This window comes from Lelliottia jeotgali (genome assembly GCF_977070485.1).
On the sequence record NZ_CDRVFO010000009.1, the window covers coordinates 52544 to 74550 of the forward strand.

At 61.0% G+C, this 22007-nt stretch carries 18 protein-coding genes; 2 read left to right on the forward strand and 16 right to left on the reverse strand.

All coding sequences use genetic code 11. The features are described from left to right. Positions 1-4: 4 nt before the first annotated feature. The 16 genes from dnaE to rpsB all read right to left on the reverse strand — a co-directional run bounded on the left by dnaE (position 5) and on the right by rpsB (position 18177). A complete protein-coding gene (dnaE, locus tag ACW4TB_RS15135; RefSeq protein ID WP_012315887.1) occupies positions 5-3529 on the reverse strand; it encodes a DNA polymerase III subunit alpha in 3525 nt (1174 codons plus the stop codon). Positions 3530-3618: 89 nt separating this feature from the next. Further along, the gene (gene rnhB / locus ACW4TB_RS15140) at positions 3619-4242 is read right to left on the reverse strand and encodes a ribonuclease HII (RefSeq protein WP_012315888.1); all 624 of its coding nucleotides are present in this window, start codon (positions 4240-4242) and stop codon (positions 3619-3621) included. A gap of 1 nt (position 4243) precedes the next feature. Further along, positions 4244-5371, reverse strand: coding sequence for a lipid-A-disaccharide synthase (lpxB, locus tag ACW4TB_RS15145; protein WP_012315889.1), 1128 nt, complete (start codon positions 5369-5371; stop codon positions 4244-4246). A 1-nt stretch (position 5372) separates the two neighbouring features. Next, positions 5373-6149 (reverse strand): acyl-ACP--UDP-N-acetylglucosamine O-acyltransferase, encoded by a 777-nt coding sequence (gene lpxA, locus ACW4TB_RS15150; protein ID WP_012315890.1) that lies wholly within the window; start codon positions 6147-6149, stop codon positions 5373-5375. After that, positions 6146-6586: a 3-hydroxyacyl-ACP dehydratase FabZ gene (fabZ, locus tag ACW4TB_RS15155; RefSeq protein ID WP_012315891.1), complete on the reverse strand. Its 441-nt coding sequence runs from the start codon at positions 6584-6586 to the stop codon at positions 6146-6148. Before fabZ ends, lpxA begins: the two co-directional genes overlap by 4 nt. Before the next feature lie 113 nt (positions 6587-6699). Next, on the reverse strand, positions 6700-7755 hold the full coding sequence (gene lpxD / locus ACW4TB_RS15160; RefSeq protein WP_012315892.1) for a UDP-3-O-(3-hydroxymyristoyl)glucosamine N-acyltransferase: 1056 nt from the start codon (positions 7753-7755) through the stop codon (positions 6700-6702). A 1-nt stretch (position 7756) separates the two neighbouring features. Next, positions 7757-8260, reverse strand: a complete 504-nt coding sequence (locus tag ACW4TB_RS15165) for an OmpH family outer membrane protein (protein ID WP_039601201.1) — start codon at positions 8258-8260, stop codon at positions 7757-7759. A gap of 44 nt (positions 8261-8304) precedes the next feature. Continuing rightward, on the reverse strand, positions 8305-10659 hold the full coding sequence (bamA, locus tag ACW4TB_RS15170; protein WP_012315894.1) for an outer membrane protein assembly factor BamA: 2355 nt from the start codon (positions 10657-10659) through the stop codon (positions 8305-8307). Positions 10660-10729: 70 nt separating this feature from the next. Continuing rightward, positions 10730-12082 carry an RIP metalloprotease RseP gene (rseP, locus tag ACW4TB_RS15175; RefSeq protein ID WP_012315895.1) on the reverse strand — a complete coding sequence of 451 codons (1353 nt, stop codon included), beginning with the start codon at positions 12080-12082 and terminating at the stop codon, positions 10730-10732. A gap of 61 nt (positions 12083-12143) precedes the next feature. Beyond that, the gene (ispC, locus tag ACW4TB_RS15180; protein ID WP_012315896.1) at positions 12144-13334 is read right to left on the reverse strand and encodes a 1-deoxy-D-xylulose-5-phosphate reductoisomerase; all 1191 of its coding nucleotides are present in this window, start codon (positions 13332-13334) and stop codon (positions 12144-12146) included. After that, on the reverse strand, positions 13331-14146 hold the full coding sequence (locus ACW4TB_RS15185) for a phosphatidate cytidylyltransferase (protein WP_012315897.1): 816 nt from the start codon (positions 14144-14146) through the stop codon (positions 13331-13333). Before ACW4TB_RS15185 ends, ispC begins: the two co-directional genes overlap by 4 nt. Next, positions 14146-14901, reverse strand: a complete 756-nt coding sequence (uppS, locus tag ACW4TB_RS15190) for a polyprenyl diphosphate synthase (RefSeq protein WP_012315898.1) — start codon at positions 14899-14901, stop codon at positions 14146-14148. The genes ACW4TB_RS15185 and uppS overlap by 1 nt, the downstream gene beginning before the upstream one ends. A gap of 15 nt (positions 14902-14916) precedes the next feature. Further along, entirely contained in the window at positions 14917-15474 is a 558-nt protein-coding gene (gene frr, locus ACW4TB_RS15195; RefSeq protein WP_008094910.1) for a ribosome recycling factor, read from the reverse strand. After that, positions 15471-16214: a UMP kinase gene (gene pyrH / locus ACW4TB_RS15200; RefSeq protein WP_008094912.1), complete on the reverse strand. Its 744-nt coding sequence runs from the start codon at positions 16212-16214 to the stop codon at positions 15471-15473. Before pyrH ends, frr begins: the two co-directional genes overlap by 4 nt. Positions 16215-16390: 176 nt before the next feature. Then, positions 16391-17254: a translation elongation factor Ts gene (tsf, locus tag ACW4TB_RS15205; RefSeq protein ID WP_008094914.1), complete on the reverse strand. Its 864-nt coding sequence runs from the start codon at positions 17252-17254 to the stop codon at positions 16391-16393. 185 nt (positions 17255-17439) lie between these two features. Beyond that, positions 17440-18177, reverse strand: a complete 738-nt coding sequence (rpsB, locus tag ACW4TB_RS15210; RefSeq protein ID WP_012315900.1) for a 30S ribosomal protein S2 — start codon at positions 18175-18177, stop codon at positions 17440-17442. Between the two features lie 304 nt (positions 18178-18481). Between rpsB and map the strand changes: the two genes are divergently transcribed. Together map and ACW4TB_RS15220 are read left to right on the forward strand one after the other, a co-directional pair. Beyond that, the gene (map, locus tag ACW4TB_RS15215; protein WP_004375406.1) at positions 18482-19264 is read left to right on the forward strand and encodes a type I methionyl aminopeptidase; all 783 of its coding nucleotides are present in this window, start codon (positions 18482-18484) and stop codon (positions 19262-19264) included. 36 nt (positions 19265-19300) lie between these two features. After that, positions 19301-22003 carry a [protein-PII] uridylyltransferase gene (locus tag ACW4TB_RS15220; RefSeq protein WP_039601208.1) on the forward strand — a complete coding sequence of 901 codons (2703 nt, stop codon included), beginning with the start codon at positions 19301-19303 and terminating at the stop codon, positions 22001-22003. Positions 22004-22007: the final 4 nt, after the last annotated feature.

Below are 22007 nucleotides of genomic sequence, written 5' to 3' on the forward strand. Positions count from 1 at the left end.
CGGTTCAACGATATTGCAGGAAGACGTTCTCACGCCCGAACTGGTCACGCAGCGCCTGAATCAAGCCATCGGCCGGGTCGATCGACCACTGGTCGCCGAACTGCAGCATCGCCTTGGCGTCGCTGCCGGTGTATTCGAGGGTGATCGGGCAACCACCGCGATGGCGGGTGATCAGCTCGCCCAGCCAGTTCAGGCGGTCGCCCTTGAGGGCATCGTGGGTGATCTTCAGGCGCAGGCTCTCGGCCAGCTTGGTACGGGCATCTTCCATGGTCATCACCTGCTTGACGCGCAGGCGCAGGCCACCGGAGAAGTCGTCATTGCTGACCTCACCCTCAACCACGACCATGGCATCGTTCTGCAACAACGCCTGAGCCCCCATGAAGGCATCGGCGAACAGCGACGCTTCGATGCGCCCGGAGCGGTCATCGAGGGTGACAAAGCCCATCTTGTCGCCCTTCTTGTTCTTCATCACCCGCATCGCAATGATCATGCCGGCGATAGTCTGCGTCTCGCGGGAGGGTTTCAGATCGATGATGCGCTGGCGGGCGAAACGACGGATTTCCCCTTCATATTCATCGATCGGGTGGCCGGTGAGATATACGCCAAGGGTATCCTTTTCGCCCTTCAGACGCTCCTTGAGCGTCAGTTCACGCACCTTGCGGTGGTTGGCGTAGACATCGGAGTCCTCCTCGACGAACAGCCCGCCGAACAGGTCGACGTGACCGCTGTCTGCAGTGCGCGCGGTCTGCTCAGCGGCCTTGATCGCTTCTTCGAGGGCAGACAGCAAGGTCGCGCGATTAATGTCGATACTGGCGTGGTAGGCCTTGATCTCATCATGAAAGTGCGGGCCCAGGCGGTCCAGTGCGCCACTGCGGATCAGCGCATCAAGTGTGCGTTTGTTCACCCGCTTGAGGTCGACCCGCTCACAGAAGTCGAAAAGATCCTTGAATGGGCCACCCTGGTCGCGTGCCTCGACAATGGCCTCCACCGGGCCTTCACCCACGCCTTTGATGGCGCCTAGGCCATAGATGATGCGGCCGTCGTCATTGACCGTGAACTTGAACTCCGAGGCATTCACGTCGGGCGCATCGAGGCGCAGCTTCATGCTGCGCACTTCTTCGATCAGCACCACCACCTTGTCGGTGTTGTGCATGTCCGCCGAGAGGACCGCGGCCATGAACGGCGCCGGATAATGAGTCTTGAGCCAGGCGGTCTGGTAAGACACCAGACCGTAGGCCGCCGAGTGGGACTTGTTGAAGCCGTAACCGGCAAACTTTTCCACCAGGTCGAAGATGTTGCCGGCGAGGTCTGCATCAATGTTGTTGGCGACGCAACCCTCGATGAAACCGCCGCGCTGCTTGGCCATTTCCTCAGGCTTTTTCTTACCCATGGCGCGACGCAGCATGTCGGCGCCGCCGAGGGTGTACCCCGCCATGACCTGGGCAATCTGCATCACCTGCTCCTGATACAGGATGATGCCGTAGGTCGGCGCAAGAACAGGCTTGAGGCCTTCGTACTGGTAGTCCGAGTGCGGGTAGGCAAGTTCGGCGCGGCCGTGCTTGCGGTTGATGAAGTCGTCCACCATGCCCGATTGCAGGGGGCCTGGGCGGAACAATGCCACCAGTGCGATAAGGTCTTCCAGGCAGTCGGGCTTGAGCTTTTTGATCAGCTCCTTCATGCCGCGCGATTCGAGCTGGAATACCGCCGTGGTTTCGGCCTTCTGCAGCAACTCGTAGGTCTTGCGATCGTCCAGCGGGATGAAGTCGATGTTGACGTCGGGCAGGTTGTTCTTGGCCTGCTCGCGGTTGATCGTCTCCATCGCCCACTTGATGATGGTCAGGGTCCGCAGGCCAAGGAAGTCGAACTTGACCAGGCCGGCGGCCTCGACATCGTCCTTGTCGAACTGGGTCACCAGGCCGCCGCCCTCTTCATCACAGGCGATCGGCGAGAAATCGGTGAGCTTGGTCGGGGCGATTACCACACCACCGGCGTGCTTGCCGGTACCACGGGTGACACCTTCTAGCTTGAGCGCCATGTCCCAGATTTCGCGGGCGTCTTCGTCGCCCTTGAGGAAGTCGCGCAGGATCTCTTCCTGCTCATACGCCTTCTCCAGGGTCATGCCCACTTCGAACGGGATCATCTTCGACAAACGATCAGCCAGGCCGTAGGACTTGCCCTGCACCCGCGCCACGTCGCGTACCACCGCCTTGGCGGCCATGGTACCGAAGGTGATGATCTGGCTGACCGCATTGCGCCCGTAGGCGTCGGCCACGTAGTCGATCACCCGGTCGCGGCCATCCATGCAGAAGTCGACGTCGAAGTCGGGCATGGAAACACGTTCAGGGTTGAGGAAACGTTCGAACAGCAGGTCGTAGGCCAGAGGATCGAGGTCGGTGATCTTAAGTACGTAGGCCACCAGCGAGCCGGCACCCGAACCACGGCCCGGGCCTACCGGCACGCCGTTGTTCTTGGCCCACTTGATGAAGTCCATAACGATCAGGAAGTAACCCGGGAAACCCATCTGGATGATGATGTCCAGCTCGAACTTCAAGCGGTCCAGGTAGACCTGGCGCTTCTCTTCGTAATTGGGCGTGGTCTCCTTGGGCCAGAGCACCGCCAGGCGCTCCTCCAGGCCTTCGTGCGAGACATGGCGCAAGTAATCGTCGATGCCCATGCCATTGGGCGTCGGGAAATCGGGCAGGAAGTACTTGCCCAGCTGCACCTGGATGTTGCAGCGTTTGGCGATTTCGACGGTGTTGGCAATGGCGTCGGGCAGATCGCTGAACAGCTCGGCCATTTCATCCGCGCTTTTGAGGTACTGCTGGTCGCTGTACATGCGCGGGCGACGTGGGTCGTCCAGGGTCCAGCCTTCACCGATGCACACGCGGCTTTCGTGGGCGTCGAAGTCCGACTGCTTGATAAAACGCACATCATTGGTGGCCACCAGCGGCGCGCCGACCTTGTCGGCCAGCGCCACGGCAGCGTGCACGTATTCTTCATCACCGACACGATTGGTACGCTGCACCTCGACGTAAAAACGCTCGGGGAACATGCCCATCCAGTCGTGCAGCAGCGCCTCGGCCTCAGTCGTCCGGCCGGCCATCAGGGCCATGCCGATATCGCCCTCTTTGCCTGCGGACAGGGCAATCAGACCTTCGCTAGCCGGGGCGATCCACTCACGCTGCAGAATGACCAGACCATTGCGTTGGCCGTCAGTCCAGCCCCGGGAGATCAGCTCGGTAAGGTTACGGTAACCCTTGGGGTTCATCGCCAGGAAGCAGATGCGCGACAGCGGCGCTTCAGGGTCGGCACCGGCCAGCCACAGGTCAGCACCGCAGATCGGCTTGATACCCGCCCCCATGGCGGCCTTGTAGAACTTCACCAACGCGCACATGTTGCTCTGGTCGGTGATCGCCACCGCAGGCATGTTCATCCCGGCCAGCGCCTTGGCCAGCGGTTTGATCCGCACCAGACCGTCGACCAGCGAGAATTCGGAGTGGACGCGCAGGTGAACGAAGGGAACCGACATGGAAGATCCTGTAGCAGTGCTGAACGACAAGGGCGGGATTGTAGCGTAAAAGCGAGGGGGTTTTGGGGCCGCAAGGCGACCCCGACATGCTAGATCAGAGAATCGGTAATGCCTTCGCGGGCTTCCCAGGCGGCACGTACCGGCGCAAAGGAGCGCCGATGAATGGGCGTGGGCCCGAGCCGGGCCAAAGCTTCAAGGTGTACCGGTGTCGGATACCCCTTGTGCCCGCCCATCCCATAACCCGGGTAGATCAGCTCGAATGCGCTCATCTCGCGATCACGGGTCACTTTGGCCAGGATCGACGCTGCAGCGATGGCTGGCACCTGACTATCCCCCTTGATAACCGGAGCAGCCGGCACCGACAGTTTGGGGCAGCGGTTACCGTCGATCAGTGCAAGCTTGGGTGTGACACTCAAGCCCTCCACTGCACGCTGCATGGCCAGCATGGTGGCCTGAAGAATGTTCAGCCGATCGATTTCCTCGACCTCGGCGCGCGCGATGCAAAAGCTCAGGGCTTTGGCACAGATCTCGTCGAACAGCGCTTCGCGCTTGGCTTCGGTGAGTTTCTTCGAGTCGTTGAGGCCGAGGATAGGCCGCGCCGGGTCAAGAATCACCGCCGCTGTCACGACCGCCCCGCACAGCGGGCCTCGCCCGACTTCGTCGACACCGGCAACCAGGTCCTCGACCAGGTTGAAATCCAGTCCTATCTGCATGTCAGCGGTCCTTGAGCAAAGCCAGCACCGCGTCGGCTGCCTGGTTGGAGGCGTCGCGGCGCAGGGTACGGTGAATCTCATCGAAGCGTTCGGTCTGCTGCCTGCCATCGGCCACCAGGGGGGCAAGGGTTTGCGCCAGGGCTTCGCTGGTGGCGGCATCCTGCAGCAACTCTGGCACCAACTCGCGCTGGGCGAGCAAGTTGGGCAACGACACGTAGGGGCTTTTCACCAGACGCTTGAGAATCCAGTAGGTCAGTGGCGCGAGGCGATAGGCAACGACCATGGGGCGCTTGTACAGCATGGCCTCCAGGGTGGCGGTACCCGACGCGATCAGCACCGCATCACAGGCAGCCAGCGCCTGATGCGACTGGCCATCAAGCAGCGTCAGAGGCAATTCACGACCTTCAAGCATCTGTTCGAGCTGTGCCCGCCGCGCTCCATTGGCGCATGGCAATACAAAGTGCACACCGGGTATCAGTTCGACCAAGCGCTGCGCCGCATCCAGGAACAACGCACCCAGGCGCCCGACTTCCCCGCCACGGCTGCCAGGCATCAGGGCAACCACCGGCCCTGCATCAAGCCCCAGCGCCATGCGCGCAGCCTGCCGATCCGCAGCCAACGGTATGGTATCGGCCAACGGATGGCCGACGAACCTTACCGGCACACCCTGCTCTTCATAGAAGCGTGCTTCGAATGGCAGCAGCGTCAGCATCAGATCGCAGCCTTCACGAATCTTTAGTACCCGCTTCTGCCGCCATGCCCAGACTGACGGGCTGACGTAATGCACGGTCTTGATACCGGCTTGGCGCAGCTTCAATTCGATATTGAGGGTGAAGTCAGGTGCGTCGATGCCAATGAACACATCGGGCTTCTCGGCGATCAAGGTCTGGATCAGTGCCTTGCGCCGCTTGAGCAGCTCGCGCAGGCGCCCAAGGACTTCGACCAGGCCCATTACCGCCAGACGTTCCATCGGGAAATACGACTGCATGCCCTCGGCTTCCATCAGTGGGCCGCCGACGCCGATGAAACGCACCTGTGGATGACGCGCCTTCAAGGCGCGCATCAGACCGGAACCGAGAATATCGCCGCTGGCCTCACCCGCGACCAGGGCTACGCAAAGTTGCGCCATGTCAGCGGGTAATGCCGCGAGCAGAATTCACGATCGACTGACGGAACAAGTCGACCTCTGGATGTTTGCCTGCCAACTCATCCAGCTCTTTGACCGCTTCTTCAACGGTCAGGCCCTGGCGGTAGACGATCTTGTAGGAACGACGCAGGGCATGGATAACCTCGTCGCTGAAACCGCGACGGCGCATGCCTTCGAAGTTCATGCTGCGGGCTTCGGCGGGGCTGCCAAATACCGTGACGAATGCCGGAACATCCTTGCCGATCGCCGTGCCCATGCCGGAGAAGGCATGCGCGCCGATGTGGCAGTACTGGTGCACCAGGGTGAAACCGGACAGGATCGCCCAGTCACCCACATGCACATGCCCGGCCAGCGCAGTGTTGTTCACCAGGATGCAATGGTTACCGATGACACTGTCATGGCCGATGTGGGCGTAGGCCATGATCAGGTTGTGGTCACCCAGCGTGGTTTCAGCGCGATCCTGAACCGTGCCACGGTGAATGGTCACACCCTCGCGAATCACGTTGTGGTCACCGATCACCAGCCGCGTTGGTTCACCTTTGTACTTCAGGTCCGGGGTGTCTTCGCCGATCGAGGAAAACTGGTAGATGCGATTGTGCTTGCCGATCCGGGTTGGGCCCTTGAGCACCACGTGAGGACCAATGACGGTACCCTCCCCGATTTCAACATCAGGACCAACGATCGACCACGGGCCCACCTCGACGCCATCGGCCAGTTTGGCCGACGGATCGATGATCGCCCGCGGATCAATCGAATTCATAGCTCGCGTTCCGCACAGGTGATCTCAGCCGAGCACACTGGCTTACCATCGACCAGTGCCCGGCACTCGAACTTCCAGATGGTCTTCTTACGGCCGATGAACTTGGCCTCCAGCACCAGCTGGTCGCCGGGCAGGACGGGCTGACGGAAACGCAGCTTGTCGGAACCGACGAAGTAATAGAGCGTGCCGTCGGCCGGCTTGGCATCGAGCATCTTGAAACCGAGAATGCCTGCAGCCTGTGCCATGGCCTCGATGATCAGCACGCCTGGCATCACCGGGTGTTCCGGGAAATGCCCGTTGAAGAACGGCTCGTTGATGCTGACATTCTTGTAGGCACGAATGCTCTGGGCCTCGAAGTCCAGATCCGTTACACGATCCACCAACAGGAAAGGGTAACGGTGAGGCAGGTATTCGCGAATCTCGTTGATGTCCATCATTTCGGGGGGAAGCCTGTAATAAGAATAGGGAGCGCAGGTGCTGACCACACGCTCCTTTTGCAATCCAAAGAGGAGCCAGCTAGCGACTGTTCACTCTTGCTCAGGAAATGGTATCAGCCTTCTGATGTCGGCTGGCCACCTGAGGTCACGGTATCGACACGTTTTTCCAGCTGCTGGAGACGTTTGGACATGTCATCCAGCTGGCGGATACGCGCAGCGCTCTTGCGCCAGTCAGCCAGTGGCTGCATGGCAGTGCCGGAAGAATACGCACCCGGTTCGGTGATCGAACGGGTGACCATGGTCATCCCGGAAACGAATACGTTGTCGCAGACATCAATGTGCCCCACCATGCCGACGCCACCGGCAATGGTGCAGTGTTTGCCAATGCGCGTGCTGCCGGAAATCCCGACGCAGGCAGCCATGGCCGTGTGCTCACCGATCTGCACGTTGTGAGCGATCTGGATCTGGTTGTCGAGCTTGACGCCGTCGGCGATCCGCGTGTCGGACAACGCGCCCCGGTCGACAGCGGTGTTCACACCGATTTCGACGTCATCACCTATGGTGACACCGCCGATCTGGGCGATCTTGCGCCATACGCCCTTCTCGTTGGCAAAGCCGAAGCCCTCACCACCGATCACCGCGCCAGACTGGATGACCACGCGCTTGCCTATGGTCACGTCGTGATACAGCGTGACCCGCGGTGCCAGCCAGCCACCCTCACCAACCACACAACGGGCGCCGATCACGCAATGCGCACCGATGCTGACGTTGGCGCCAATGCGTGCGCCACTCTCGATGACCACGAACGGCCCAATGCTGGCACTGGCATCCACCTGCGCATCCTCGGCAACCACGGCGCTGGGATGAATTCCCGCTACAGCCTTGGGCTTGGGATCGAACAGGTGGGAAATGCGCGCGTAGGCCAGGTACGGGTCCGCCACGATCAGCGCATTGCCGGCAAAGCCTTCGGCATCTGCAGCCTGCAGCAGCACCGCTGCAGCCTGGCAGTTATCCAGGTATTTGCGGTACTGCTTGTTGGCGAGAAAGCTCAACTGACCGGGGCCAGCCTCCTGCAAGGTAGCCAGCCCGGTGATCTGCAGCGCCTCGGAGCCTTTGAGAGTGGCCCCTAGGGCCTCGGCCAACTGGCCGAGCGTCATGGTCACGGTCATATCAACGGGCTTGGTTCATACGCTCGATGACTTGGCGGGTGATGTCGTACTGAGGCTTGACATCAATGACCGCGCCGCGCTCGAGGACCAGGTCGTAACCGCCTTTCTTGATCACTTCCTCGACAGCGCCGTCGAGCTTGGGCTTGAGCTGCTTGAGCATGTCGCGGTCAGCAACCGCCTTGGCCTCATTCAGCTCCTTGGACTGGAACTGGAAGTCACGGGCCTTTTGCTTGAACTCAAGCTCCAGGCGCTCACGCTCCGGCTGGGCCATCTTGTCACCGCCTTTGATCAAGCGGTCCTGAATGCCTTTGGCGCTGCTTTCCAGGGTCTTGAGCTTGGTCAACTGCGGGCCGAACTTCTTCTCGGCATCCACCGCGTACTTCTTGGCGGCATCGGATTCAAGCAACGCCATCTGATAGTTCAGCACAGCGACCTTCATTTCGGCGAAAGCCGGGGTGGCGACCAGCGCCGCGGCCAGTACGGCCAGTTGAGTCAACTTACGCACGATGCACTCCTGGATAAACCGTTGTCGTTAAGCAAGGGCCGACCTTAGAAGGTCTGGCCCAGAGAGAATTGGAACACCTGGGTATCGGCATCGTCCGGCTTTTTGACCGGCATTGCCAGGCTGAAGCTCAACGGGCCCAGCGCGGTGATCCAGGTCACACCCAGGCCCACGGAGCTGGCCATGTCCGAGAAACCGACCTTGGCGCAGTCAGGCTTGGAACCGCAATTGGTGTCGAACACGTTACCCACATCCCAGAACACGGAGGTGCGCAGCGAACGCTGGTCCTTCACGAACGGCAGCGGGAACAACAGCTCTACGCCACCTTGCACCAGGACGTTGCCACCGAACGGCAGTGGGTCTTGGTCCGGGTCCAACTCAGTGCCGGGCCTGTTAGCTGCACCTGTGCTGGGCGTACTACGTGGGCCCAGGCTGCTGTCCTTGAAGCCGCGAACGGAGTTGAAGCCACCCGCATAGTAGTTCTCGTAGAACGGCAGGCCCGAAGTACCACCGTAACCATCACCATAGCCCAGTTCGGTATGCAGACGCAGGGTGTACTCGTTGTTGATCGGCTTGAACAGCTGGCCGCGGTAATCAAGCTTGTAGAACGACAGATCGCTACCCGGAATCGTCGATTCCAGGGTCAGGCTCTGGGAGTGACCACGGGTTGCCAGCACGCCCTTGTTCAAGGTCGACTCGGACCAACCGATCGACGCCTTGAAGTTCAGGAAGTTATCACCCTCTTGATCGAGGAAGTCGAAGATCTCGTCAACGGTATAACGACCGGTCTTGATTTTGTCCTGCTGCACGCTGAGGCCGTAAGTCAGACGCGAGGTTTCACTGATCGGGTAGCCAAGGCTGACGCCTGCACCCAGGCTGTCGACCGCATAGCTGGCCACGTCAACGTCAAGGTCGTCGTAGTCGGTGCTGCGGTAGAACGCGTTGTAACCCAGGCTGACGCCGTCGGCAGTGAAGTAGGGGTCAACGAAACCGAAGTTGTAGCGGGTCTGGTATTCCGAACGGGTCAGACCGATGGAAACCTTGTTACCGGTACCGAGGAAGTTGGTCTGGCTGATCGAACCGCCCAGGATCAGGCCGGCGCTCTGGGCGAAGCCCACGCTGGCGGTGATCGAGCCGGATGCCTGCTCTTCAACGCTGTAGTTGACGTCGACCTGGTCGTCGGTGCCCGGCACTGGCGGGGTCTCGACGTTGACTTCCTTGAAGAAGCCGAGGCGCTCCAGGCGGGTCTTGGACTGGTCGATCAGGTAGGTCGAAGCCCAGCCGCCTTCCATCTGGCGCATTTCGCGGCGCAGCACTTCGTCTTCGGTCTTGGTGTTGCCGCGGTAGTTGATACGGTTGACGTAGGCACGCTTGCCCGGGTCGACCACGAACATGATGTCGACGGTGTGGTCTTCGTCATTGGGCTGTGGCACGCCGTTGACGTTGGCGAAGGTATAACCTTCGTTACCCAAACGGCGGGTGATCAGCTCGGACGTGGTGGTCATCACCTTGCGCGAGAACACCTGGCCCGGCTGCACCAGCAGGAGCGACTTGACCTGGTCTTCCGGCACCTTCAGGTCACCCGACAGCTTCACGTCACGAACGGTGTACTTTTCGCCTTCGTTGACGTTGACGGTGATGTAGACGTGCTTCTTGTCCGGGGTGATCGACACCTGGGTGGAAGCGATGTCCATGTTGATGTAGCCGCGGTCCAGGTAGTAGGAACGCAGGCGCTCCAGGTCACCGGAGAGTTTCTCGCGGGCGTACTTGTCGTCATTCTTGAAGAACGACAGCCAGTTGGTGGTCTTGAGCTCGAACAGCTGCGCCAGCTCTTCATCGTCGAACACGGTGTTGCCGACGACGTTGATGTGCTGGATGGCAGCGACGGTGCCTTCGTTGATCTTGATCTTCAGGGCAACCCGGTTGCGCGGTTGCGGCACCACCTCGGCATCGACCTCGGCCGAGTAGCGGCCCTGGGCCACGTACTGGCGCTGCAGTTCGTTACGCACGCCTTCGAGGGTGGCACGCTGGAAGATCTCGCCTTCGGCCAGGCCCGACTGTTTCAGGCCCTTCATCAGGTCTTCGGTGCTGATCGCCTTGTTGCCTTCGATCTCGATGCTCGACACCGACGGGCGCTCGACCACGTTGATGATCAGGACATCGCCGTCGCGGTTCAGCTGGATATCCTGGAAGAAGCCGGTCTTGAACAGCGAGCGGGTCGACTCCACCAGGCGCCGATCATCGGCCTGATCGCCCACGTTCAGGGGCAAGGCACCGAAAACGCTGCCGGCGGATACCCGCTGCAGGCCGTTGACACGAATATCGGAGATGGTGAAGGACTCGGCGTGAACTTCAGCGATCATCAATGCGGAGAGGACCGCAGTTAGCAGCAGACGTTTCATGAAGTCCTTTTATTCCAACTGGCAATAAACAACCTGCCGCAAATGGCGGCAGGTTTGCAATGCGAAGCTTTTATAGTCGACCCAGATCGTTGATCAGGGCGAGCAACATCACCCCTATGACCAAACTGATACCGATCTGGACCCCCCAACCTTGAACCCGATCCGACAATGGACGACCGCGCGCCCACTCGACCAGGTAAAACAGCAAATGCCCCCCATCCAACACTGGAATGGGCAGCAGGTTAAGAACCCCCAGGCTAATGCTCAGGTAGGCAAGGAAATTCAGGAAATCCCCCACGCCGGACTGGGCTGAAGCGCCCGCCACTTTAGCAATGGTTATCGGTCCGCTCAAGTTTTTTACCGAGAGCTCACCGAACAGCATTTTCTTCAGGGATTCGAGGGTCAGAACGCTCATGTTCCACGTCCGGGAAAGGCCCTCGCCTACCGCGTCCAGCGGACCATAGCTGACCTCACGAAGCATGCCGGCAGGCCACTCGCCGCTTTTCACCCCGGCCCCCAGGTAACCACCGGCAGCCTCGCCCTCACCTTTTCGAGCCAGTGTTACCGGTACATCCAGCGCCGTACCGTCGCGCTCGATACGCACCACGACCCTGGCTTCAGGGCGGGCGCGCACGCTATCGACAACCTGCTGCCAGTCACTCAAGGCCAACCCATCGATACTCAACAGCCTGTCACCGGTTTTCAGACCGGCAGCCGCCGCTGGCCCTTTGGGATCGATCTCGGCCAGCACGGGCGCCACTACCGGGCGCCATGGCCGCAGCCCAAGCGACTGAATCGGATCAGGCTCGTCTGCACCTTTGAGCCAGCTGTCGAGCTTGACCTGCAACTGACGTTCAGCGCTTGAGCCCTCATCGCGCACGCCAACCTGCAATGTTCCGCTTTCGCCCAGGCGACGAACCAATTGCAGATTGACGGCCGACCAGCCACTGGTCGCCTTGCCATCGATGGAAACAATTTCCTGGCCGGCAACCAGGCCAGCCGATGCTGCCAGGCTGCCAGGCTCTACCGCACCGATGACCGGACGGATCTGTTGGGTACCGAGCATCGCCAGCAACCAGAAGAAAACGATGGCCAGCAGGAAGTTGGCTATCGGACCGGCGGCGACGATGGCGATGCGCTGGCGAACCGATTTGCGATTGAAGGACTGGTCGGCCAGCGCTAGCGGTACTTCGCCTTCACGCTCGTCGAGCATCTTGACGTAACCACCCAAAGGAATAGCCGCCACCACGAACTCGGTACCGTGGCGGTCATGCCAGCGCAACAGCCCGGGGCCGAAGCCCACGGAAAAGCGCAGCACCTTGACACCGCAACGCCGGGCCACCCAGAAGTGGCCGAATTCGTGGAAAGTGACCAGTACACCCAAGGCCACCAGGGTGCCGATAATCATGTACAGCGCAGTCATGTCTTTCTCCGAATGACGTTCAGCGGAACGACTTCTCGCACATCTTCTGGGCCGGGCAGCATCAGCGGCCGTGGCGCCTCAACCACTCGCGGGACAACTCTCGGGCGCGCTGATCGGCAGCAAACACCGCATCCAGCGAAGGCACAGGCACCACGGGTTCCTGAGCCAGTACCTGTTCGATCATACCCGCGATCTCCGGGAAGCGGATACGCCGCTCAAGAAATGCCTCGACCGCAACTTCGTTGGCCGCATTGAGTACCGCTGGCGCGCTGTTGCCCGCCTCGGCCGCCTGCCGTGCCAGGCGCAGGCAGGGAAAGCGCAGTTCGTCGGGGGCCTGGAAATCCAGGCGAGCAATCGCGAACAGATCCAGCGGGGCCACACCGGAATCGATCCGCTCCGGCCAGGCAAGGGCGTTGGCAATGGGTGTACGCATATCCGGGTTACCCAACTGGGCCAGCACCGAACCGTCAACGTAGTCCACCAGGGAATGGATAACGCTCTGCGGGTGCACCACCACTTCGACCTTGTCCGGCGCCGCATCGAACAACCAGCAAGCCTCGATCAGTTCCAGGCCCTTGTTCATCATGCTGGCCGAATCGACCGAAATCTTGCGCCCCATGGACCAGTTCGGGTGGGCACAAGCCTGCTCCGGCGTGACATCGGCCAAGTCAGCCTGAGGCGTCTCGCGAAACGGCCCGCCCGAGGCAGTCAGCAGAATGCGACGGACACCCACCTGGCTCAGACCACGGTCATAGTCACCCGGCAGGCACTGGAAGATGGCATTGTGCTCGCTGTCGATCGGCAGCAGCACCGCACCACTGCGGCGCACAGCCTCCATGAACAGCGCGCCGGACATCACCAGCGCCTCCTTGTTGGCCAGCAGCACCTTCTTGCCCGCCTCGACGGCGGCCAGTGTCGGGCGCAAGCCAGCAGCGCCGACAATGGCAGCCATCACCGCATCCACTTCAGGGGCGGCCGCAACCTCACACAGACCCGCCTCCCCTTCAAGCACCTCGGTGGCGCAGCCCGCAGCCGCCAGGCCCTCACGCAAGCGCACGGCGGCTTCGCCGTTGGGCACCACGGCATAGGCAGGGCAATGCAGCACGCACAGGGCCAGCAGCTGATCGATGCGCGTATAGCCGCTCAATGCATATACCTGGTAGCGCTCGGGATGGCGGGCGATCACATCCAAGGTACTGAGGCCGATGGAGCCGGTGGCGCCCAGGACTGTAATGCGCTGTACCGCTGTCACATCACACCCCATTCGGCAGCCCACAGCAATACCGCGAAAACCGGGATGGCCGCGGTCAGGCTGTCGATGCGGTCGAGCACCCCGCCATGGCCGGGCAGCAGGTTGCTACTGTCCTTGATACCGGAGCGGCGCTTGAACATGCTCTCGGTCAGGTCACCAATCACCGATGACATGACCACCAGCGCAGCCCCCACGAGCCCCAGCAGAATCTGGCCGACGCCCCAATCGCGAGTGATGCCGACCGCAAGCGTAATCACCAGGCTGACCGCCAGGCCGCCATAGACACCTTCCCAGCTTTTACCCGGGCTGACTTGCGGAGCCAGCTTGCGCTTGCCGAAAGCACGGCCCGAGAAGTACGCGCCGATATCGGCCGCCCACACCAGCACCATCACAGAGAGGATAAGCCAATTACCCAGCGGCCAATGCTTGAGCAGCACCAGCCCTTGCCAGGCAGGTAGCAGGATCAGCAGACCGATCAGCAGACGGCAGGCAGCACTGACCCACAGCTCACTGCTGCGCGGATAGGTCAGCACCAACCAGGTAGCCATGCCCCACCAGATGACCGACGCACCAAGCACCCACGGCGCTAGGTCAGGCATCAGGTAGAGCAGCATCAGCGCACCGGCGACGACAGCGGCATAGGCAATGCGCAGCGGCTGAGCCATCAGCCCGGCCAGGCGCGCCCACTCCCAGGCCGCCAAGGTCACCACGAAGCCGATGAACAGAGCGAAATCCCCGCCGTTGAGCAGGAAGAAACCACCCAGCGCGACCGGCAGCAGGATCAGCGCTGTAATGATGCGTTGTTTAAGCATTAAGCACGAGCTCCAGCCTCGACCTGCTCGCTGGTCTTACCGAAGCGGCGCTGGCGCGAAGCGAAATCGGCCAGGGCATTGCGCATGGCCTCGTGTTTGAAGTCCGGCCAGTACAGGTCGGAGAAATAGAGTTCGGCGTAAGCCAGCTGCCACAGCAGGAAGTTACTGATGCGGTGCTCGCCACCGGTGCGGATGCACAGGTCCGGCAACGGCAATTCGCCTGTCGCCAGGCAGGCCTGCAAAAGCCCGGGAGTAATGTCATCCGGACGCAGGTGGCCGGCCTGAACCTCACGGGCCAGCCGCTGCGCGGCCTGGGCAATATCCCACTGGCCACCATAGTTGGCGGCGATCTGCAGGATGAAGCGATTACTGCCGGCGGTCTGCGCCTCGGCCTCGCGCATGGCGGCCTGCAGCTCTGGATGGAAACGCGAACGATCGCCAATGATGCGCAGGCTGATATTGTTCTCGTTCAGGCGTTTGGCCTCACGGCGCAGCGCCGAGAAGAACAGCTCCATCAACGCCCCCACTTCTTCGGCAGGGCGCTGCCAGTTCTCACTGGAGAAGGCGAACAGGGTGAGCACCTCGACGCCGGACTTGGCGCAGACCTCGATAACCGCACGTACGGCATCGACGCCGGCCTTGTGCCCGGCTACGCCGGGCAACAGGCGCTTCTTCGCCCAGCGATTATTGCCATCCATGATGATCGCGACGTGTCGCGGCACCGAAGACGGTGCCGCCAGCTTGGTCTTTTCCATTAAAAAACCTCGGCCTTAGACGGCCAACAGGTCCTTTTCCTTGGCTTTGAACGCAGCGTCGATTTCGGCGACGAACTTGTCGGTCAGCTTCTGGATCTCGTCAGCAGCACGACGCTCTTCGTCTTCACTGATTTCCTTGTCCTTGGTGAGCTTCTTCAGGTCGGCCAGGGCATCACGACGCACGTTGCGCACGGCAACCTTGGCATCCTCGGCAACGGCGCTGGCCTGCTTGGTGTAACCCTTGCGGGTTTCCTCGGTCAGGGCCGGCATCGGTACACGGATGGTGGTGCCGGCGCTGGACGGGTTAAGGCCCAGATCGGAAGTCAGGATGGCCTTCTCGATGGCAGCGCTGAGGTTCTTGTCGTGGGCGACGATCTTCAGGGTGCGCGCATCTTCAACAGAGACTGCAGCGACCTGGTTCAGCGGCATTTCGCTGCCCCACGCCGGAACCTTGACGCTGTCCAGGATGCTTGGGTGGGCGCGACCGGTGCGGATTGACGCCAGGTTGCGGCCCAAAGCCTCAATGGACTTGCCCATGCGATCCTGAGCGTCTTTCTTGATGTCGTTGATCATTTTTGAACTTCCTCGATCAGAGTTCCTTCCGCGCCGCCATGCACGATGTTCAGCAAGGCGCCGGGTTTGTTCATGTTGAAGACGCGCAGCGGCATCTTGTGGTCGCGGCAAAGGCAGATTGCCGTGAGGTCCATTACACCCAGCTTGCGATCCAGCACTTCATCGTAGGTCAGATGATCGAACTTCTCGGCATGCGGGTCCTTGAATGGATCTGCAGTGTATACACCATCGACCTTGGTTGCCTTCAATACCACGTCGGCATCGATTTCGATGGCACGCAGGCAGGCGGCGGAGTCGGTGGTGAAGAACGGGTTGCCAGTACCGGCAGCGAAGATTACGACTTCTTTGGCGTTCAGGTGGCGCATGGCTTTGCGACGGTCGTAGTGATCGGTCACACCCACCATGGAAATGGCCGACATGACGATGGCGGTAATGTTCGCCCGCTCCAGCGCATCGCGCATGGCCAGGCCATTCATTACGGTCGCCAGCATGCCCATGTGGTCGCCGGTAACACGGTCCATGCCGGCTGCACTGAGCGCCGCGCCACGGAACAGGTTGCCACCGCCGATCACCAGACCGACCTGGACACCGATGCCGACCAGCTGGCCAACTTCCAGGGCCATGCGATCCAGGACCTTGGGGTCGATCCCGAACTCTTCCGAGCCCATCAGGGCCTCGCCGCTAAGTTTGAGTAGAATGCGTTTATAGCGAGCCTGATAACCACTGCCCTGCTGAGCCATTGCGAATCTCTCCTGCGGCGTTTGTAAAATTCTGGCGGGCTGCTTGAGCCTGCGTGTAACTCTAACGTGACGCAGCGACTGCGTCAGCGAGCACGGCCTTGAAAACCGCTCCCGCTTTGACAAAGAGGCTGCGCGCGTGAGCGGGCAGCCTCTTTGGGGCGACAGACGAGTCTGTCTTACTGCTTGGCGGCAGCTACCTGAGCGGCAACTTCAGCAGCGAAGTCGTCGACCGGCTTCTCGATGCCTTCGCCTACTTTGAAGTAGGTGAAGGAAACGATTTCAGCACCGGCCTTCTTGGCCAGCTCGCCGACTTTGACTTCCGGGTTCATGACGAAGGCTTGCTCTTTCAGCGAGGCTTCGGCCTTGAACTTGGTGATACGGCCGTTGATCATGTTTTCAACGATGTTTTCCGGCTTGCCGGCGATCTTGTCGGCGTTCAGCTGCAGGAAGACGTTCTTCTCGCGCTCGATGGCCTCGGCGGAGATTTCCGACGCATCCAGGAACTCTGGGTTCGAAGCTGCAACGTGCATGGCAATGTTCTTGGCCAGCTCGACGTCGCCGCCCTTGAGGACGACAACAGCACCGATCTTGTTACCGTGCAGGTAAGCACCGACAACGTCACCCTCAACGCGCACCAGGCGACGGATGTTGACGTTCTCGCCGCACTTGGCGACCAGGGCTTCACGAGCAGCTTCGCGCGAGGCGATCAGCGGAGCGGCATCGGTCAGCTTCTGGGCGAAAGCTTCTTCGAGGCTTTCAGCGACGAAGTTCTTGAAGTCGTCTTGCAGAGCCAGGAAGTCGGTCTGCGAGTTGACTTCCAGCAGGACGGCGGATTTACCGTCGGTCTTGACGGCGATCGCGCCTTCGGCAGCGACGTTGCCAGCCTTTTTGGCCGCCTTGATGGCGCCCGAGGCACGCATGTCGTCAATGGCTTTTTCGATGTCGCCGCCGGCCTTTTCCAGGGCCTTTTTGCAATCCATCATGCCTTCGCCGGTACGCTCGCGCAGTTCTTTGACCAGCGCTGCAGTAATTGCTGCCATTTCAAAATCCTCTTGGAAAGTTTTTCAACCATTCCACCCGCTCATCACGGGCGTTCAATTCTGCAAATCCGCTGTTTCAACCTCAGCCGGCCCATAATGCGGGGCGCTTGCTGACAGCAGGATTTCAAGGTGGCAAAAAGGGGGCGAAGCCCCCTTTTTGCGTGCCAAGCAGACGCTAGCGTCTATTACTCGGCAGCAGGTGCAGCCGCTTCTTCAGCGTAGACTTCGGTGCCGCCAGCAACGTTGTTGCGGCCGCGGATGACGGCGTCAGCCATCGAAGTCATGTACAGCTCGATAGCGCGAATGGCGTCATCGTTACCTGGGATGATGTAGTCAACACCTTCTGGGCTGCTGTTGGTATCGACAACGCCGATAACCGGGATGCCCAGCTTGTTGGCTTCGGTGATGGCAATGCGCTCGTGGTCAACGTCGATCACGAACAGGGCATCAGGCAGGCCGCCCATGTCCTTGATACCACCCAGGCTGCGGTCCAGCTTTTCCAGATCGCGCGAACGCATCAGGGCTTCTTTCTTGGTCAGCTTGGCAAAAGTGCCGTCTTCGGCCTGGGTTTCCAGGTCGCGCAGACGCTTGATCGAAGCGCGGATGGTTTTGTAGTTGGTCAGCATGCCGCCCAACCAGCGGTGGTCAACGTATGGCGAACCGCAACGAGCAGCTTGCTCGGCGACGATCTTGCCGGCGGAACGCTTGGTGCCGACGAACATGATCTTGTTCTTGCCCTGGGCCAGGCGTTCTACGAACGACAGAGCGTCGTTGAACATTGGCAGGGTTTTTTCCAGGTTGATGATGTGGATCTTGTTACGCGCGCCGAAAATGTACTTGCCCATTTTCGGGTTCCAGTAACGGGTCTGGTGGCCGAAGTGCACACCGGCCTTCAGCATATCGCGCATGTTGACTTGGGACATGATAGTTCCTTGATAAGTCGGGTTGGGCCTCCACGTATCCCAATGACCAACCCACGCACCTGAACAAGAACTTCGAGAATGCGGGGCACCCAGGTCATCGTGTCGACACGTGTGTGGGTTTGAGCAGACGGGGTCGTCCCCGAAAGCGGCGCATGTTATACCACAGACCGCCAACGAACGGAACCCGCAGAAGCGAACTGCGAATCCAGCCTCAAGCTTGATGCTGGGTTCGCAGCCGCCCTCTGATAGAATAAGGGCCTTTTCCGTTTGTTCGCGCCGCCTGCGGCGCCGTAGAGAGCCTGTAATGACCGTTACCATCAAGACCGCAGAAGACATCGAGAAGATGCGCATCGCCGGCCGCCTGGCCGCCGAAGTGCTGGAAATGATCGAAGAACACGTCAAGCCCGGTGTCACCACCGAAGAGCTCGACCGCCTGTGCCACGACTACATCGTCAACGTGCAGCAGGCCATTCCGGCACCGCTCAACTACAAGGGCTACCCCAAGTCGATCTGCACCTCGATCAACCACGTGGTGTGCCACGGCATCCCCAACGACAAGCCGCTCAAGGACGGGGACACGCTGAACATCGATGTCACCGTGATCAAGGACGGCTACCACGGCGACACCAGCCGCATGTTCCACGTCGGCACCGTGCCGGTATGGGCCGAGCGCCTGTCCAAAGTCACCCAGGAGTGCATGTACAAGGCCATCGAGCTGGTCAAGCCTGGCTGCCGCCTGGGCGATATCGGTGAAGTGATCCAGAAGCACGCCGAAAAGAACGGCTTTTCGGTGGTGCGTGAATTCTGCGGCCACGGCATCGGCAAGGTGTTCCACGAAGAACCGCAGATCCTCCACTACGGCCGTGCCGGCACCGGCATGGAGCTCAAAGAGGGCATGACCTTCACCATCGAACCGATGATCAACCAGGGCAAGGCCGACACCAAGGTGCTGGGCGACGGCTGGACCGCCATCACCAAGGACCGCAAGCTCTCGGCGCAGTGGGAGCACACCCTGGTGGTGACCGCCACCGGCTACGAGATCTTCACCCTGCGCAAGGACGACACCATCCCGCGCACTTCGGCCTGAGTTCACGCCAAAGCCTCTACGACAGGAACGCGATGCATGCCCCAGGTGGATCCCGAGCTGTTCGACCGCGGCCAGTTCCAGGCGGAACTGGCCCTCAAGGCGAGCCCCATCGCCGCTTTCAAGAAGGCCATCCGCCAGGCCGGCGAGGTGCTCGACAGGCGTTTCCGTGACGGCCGCGACATCCGTCGGCTGATCGAGGACCGCGCCTGGCTAGTCGACAACATCCTGCAACAGGCCTGGAAACAGTTCGACTGGGGCGACGCTGACGGCATAGCCCTGGTAGCGGTCGGGGGCTATGGGCGCGGTGAACTGCACCCGCACTCGGACATCGACCTGCTGATCCTGCTGCGCGACGCCGAACACGAGCAGTACCGCGACGCCATCGAGCGCTTCCTGACACTGCTGTGGGACATTGGCCTTGAAGTGGGCCAGAGCGTGCGTACCGTCGACGAGTGCGCCGAACAGGCCCGCGCCGACCTTACGGTCATCACCAACATGATGGAAAGCCGCACCATCGCCGGCCCCGAAGCCCTGCGCCAGCGCATGCTCGAAGTCACCAGCACCGCGCACATGTGGCCGAGCAAGGAGTTCTTCCTGGCCAAGCGCGCAGAGCTCAAGGCCCGCCACCACAAGTACAACGACACCGAGTACAACCTCGAGCCCAATGTAAAAGGCTCGCCCGGTGGCCTTCGCGACATCCAGACAGTCCTTTGGGTAGCCCGTCGCCAGTACGGCACCCTGAACCTGCACGCCCTCGCTGGCGAAGGCTTCCTGCTGGAAAGCGAAAACGAACTGCTGGCCTCCTCCCAGGACTTTTTGTGGAAGGTGCGCTACGCCCTGCACATGCTCGCCGGCCGCGCCGAAGATCGCCTGCTGTTCGACCACCAGCGCAGCATCGCCGCACTGCTGGGCTACAGCGACGAAAACCCCAAACGCGCCATCGAACAGTTCATGCAGCAGTACTACCGGGTGGTGATGAGCATCAGCCAGTTGTGCGACCTGATCATCCAGCACTTCGAGGAAGTCATCCTAGCCGACGATGACAGTGGTACCACCCAGCCGCTGAATGCGCGCTTCCGGCTGCACGACGGCTATATCGAGGCCGTCAACGCGAACGTTTTCAAGCGCACGCCGTTCGCCATGCTGGAGATCTTCGTGCTGATGGCGCAGCACCCGGAAATCAAGGGCGTGCGCGCGGACACCGTGCGCCTGCTGCGCGAGCACCGGCACCTGATCGACGACACCTTCCGCAACGATATTCGCAACACCAGCCTGTTCATCGAGCTGTTCAAGTGCGAAATCGGCATCCATCGCAACCTGCGGCGGATGAACCGTTACGGCATCCTCGGCCGCTACCTGCCAGAGTTCGGCCTGATCGTCGGGCAGATGCAGCACGACCTGTTCCACATTTATACGGTCGATGCGCACACCCTCAACCTCATCAAGCACCTGCGCAAGCTGCAGTACACGCCGGTGTCCGAAAAATTCCCGCTGGCCAGCAAGCTTATGGGCCGCCTGCCCAAGCCTGAGCTCATCTACCTGGCCGGGCTGTACCACGACATCGGCAAAGGCCGTCAGGGCGACCACTCCGAGCTGGGCGCTGTGGACGCGAAGAAGTTCTGCGAGCGCCATCAATTGCCCGCCTGGGACAGCCGCCTGATCGTCTGGCTGGTGCAAAACCACCTGGTGATGTCCACCACCGCCCAGCGCAAGGACCTGTCCGACCCGCAGGTGATCAACGACTTCGCCCTGCATGTCGGCGACGAGACGCGCCTGGACTACCTCTACGTGCTGACCGTGGCCGACATCAACGCCACCAATCCCAGCCTGTGGAACTCCTGGCGAGCCAGCCTGCTGCGCCAGCTGTACAGCGAGACCAAACGCGCCTTGCGTCGCGGCCTGGAAAACCCGCTGGACCGCGAGGAGCAGATCCGCCAGACACAGAGTGCTGCGCTGGATATCCTCGTACGCGAGGGCACCGACCCGGACGACGTCGAGCAACTCTGGTCGCAACTGGGTGACGACTACTTCCTCAAGCACAACGCCGCCGATGTGGCCTGGCACAGTGACGCGATCCTGCAGCAGCCCGCCGACGGCGGGCCGCTGGTACTGATCAAGGAAACCACACAGCGGGAGTTCGAGGGCGGCACGCAGATCTTCATCTACGCCCCCGACCAGCACGATTTCTTCGCCGTGACCGTGGCGGCCATGTCGCAGCTCAACCTGAACATCCATGACGCGCGCATCATCACCTCGAGCAGCCAGTTCACACTCGACACCTACATCGTGCTCGACAATGACGGCGGCTCCATCGGCGACAACCCGCAACGGGTCAAGCAGATCCGCGACGGCCTGACCGAGGCGCTGCGCAACCCCGAGGACTACCCGACCATCATCCAGCGACGGGTACCCCGCCAACTCAAGCATTTCAACTTCCCGCCGCAGGTGACCATCCTCAACGATGCACAGCGGGCGGTAACCATCCTTGAGATCACCGCGCCGGACCGCCCCGGGCTGCTGGCGCGGATCGGGCGGATCTTCCTGGAGTTCGACCTGTCACTGCAGAACGCCAAGATCGCCACCCTCGGCGAACGCGTGGAAGACGTATTCTTCATTACCGATGCCGACAACCAGCCGCTGTCCGACCCGCAGCTGTGCAGCCGCCTGCAGGAAGCGATCGTGCAGCAACTGCAGGCCGGCCAGGCTAGCGATGCCAGCCCGACTCGCGTGACCTTTTAACGAT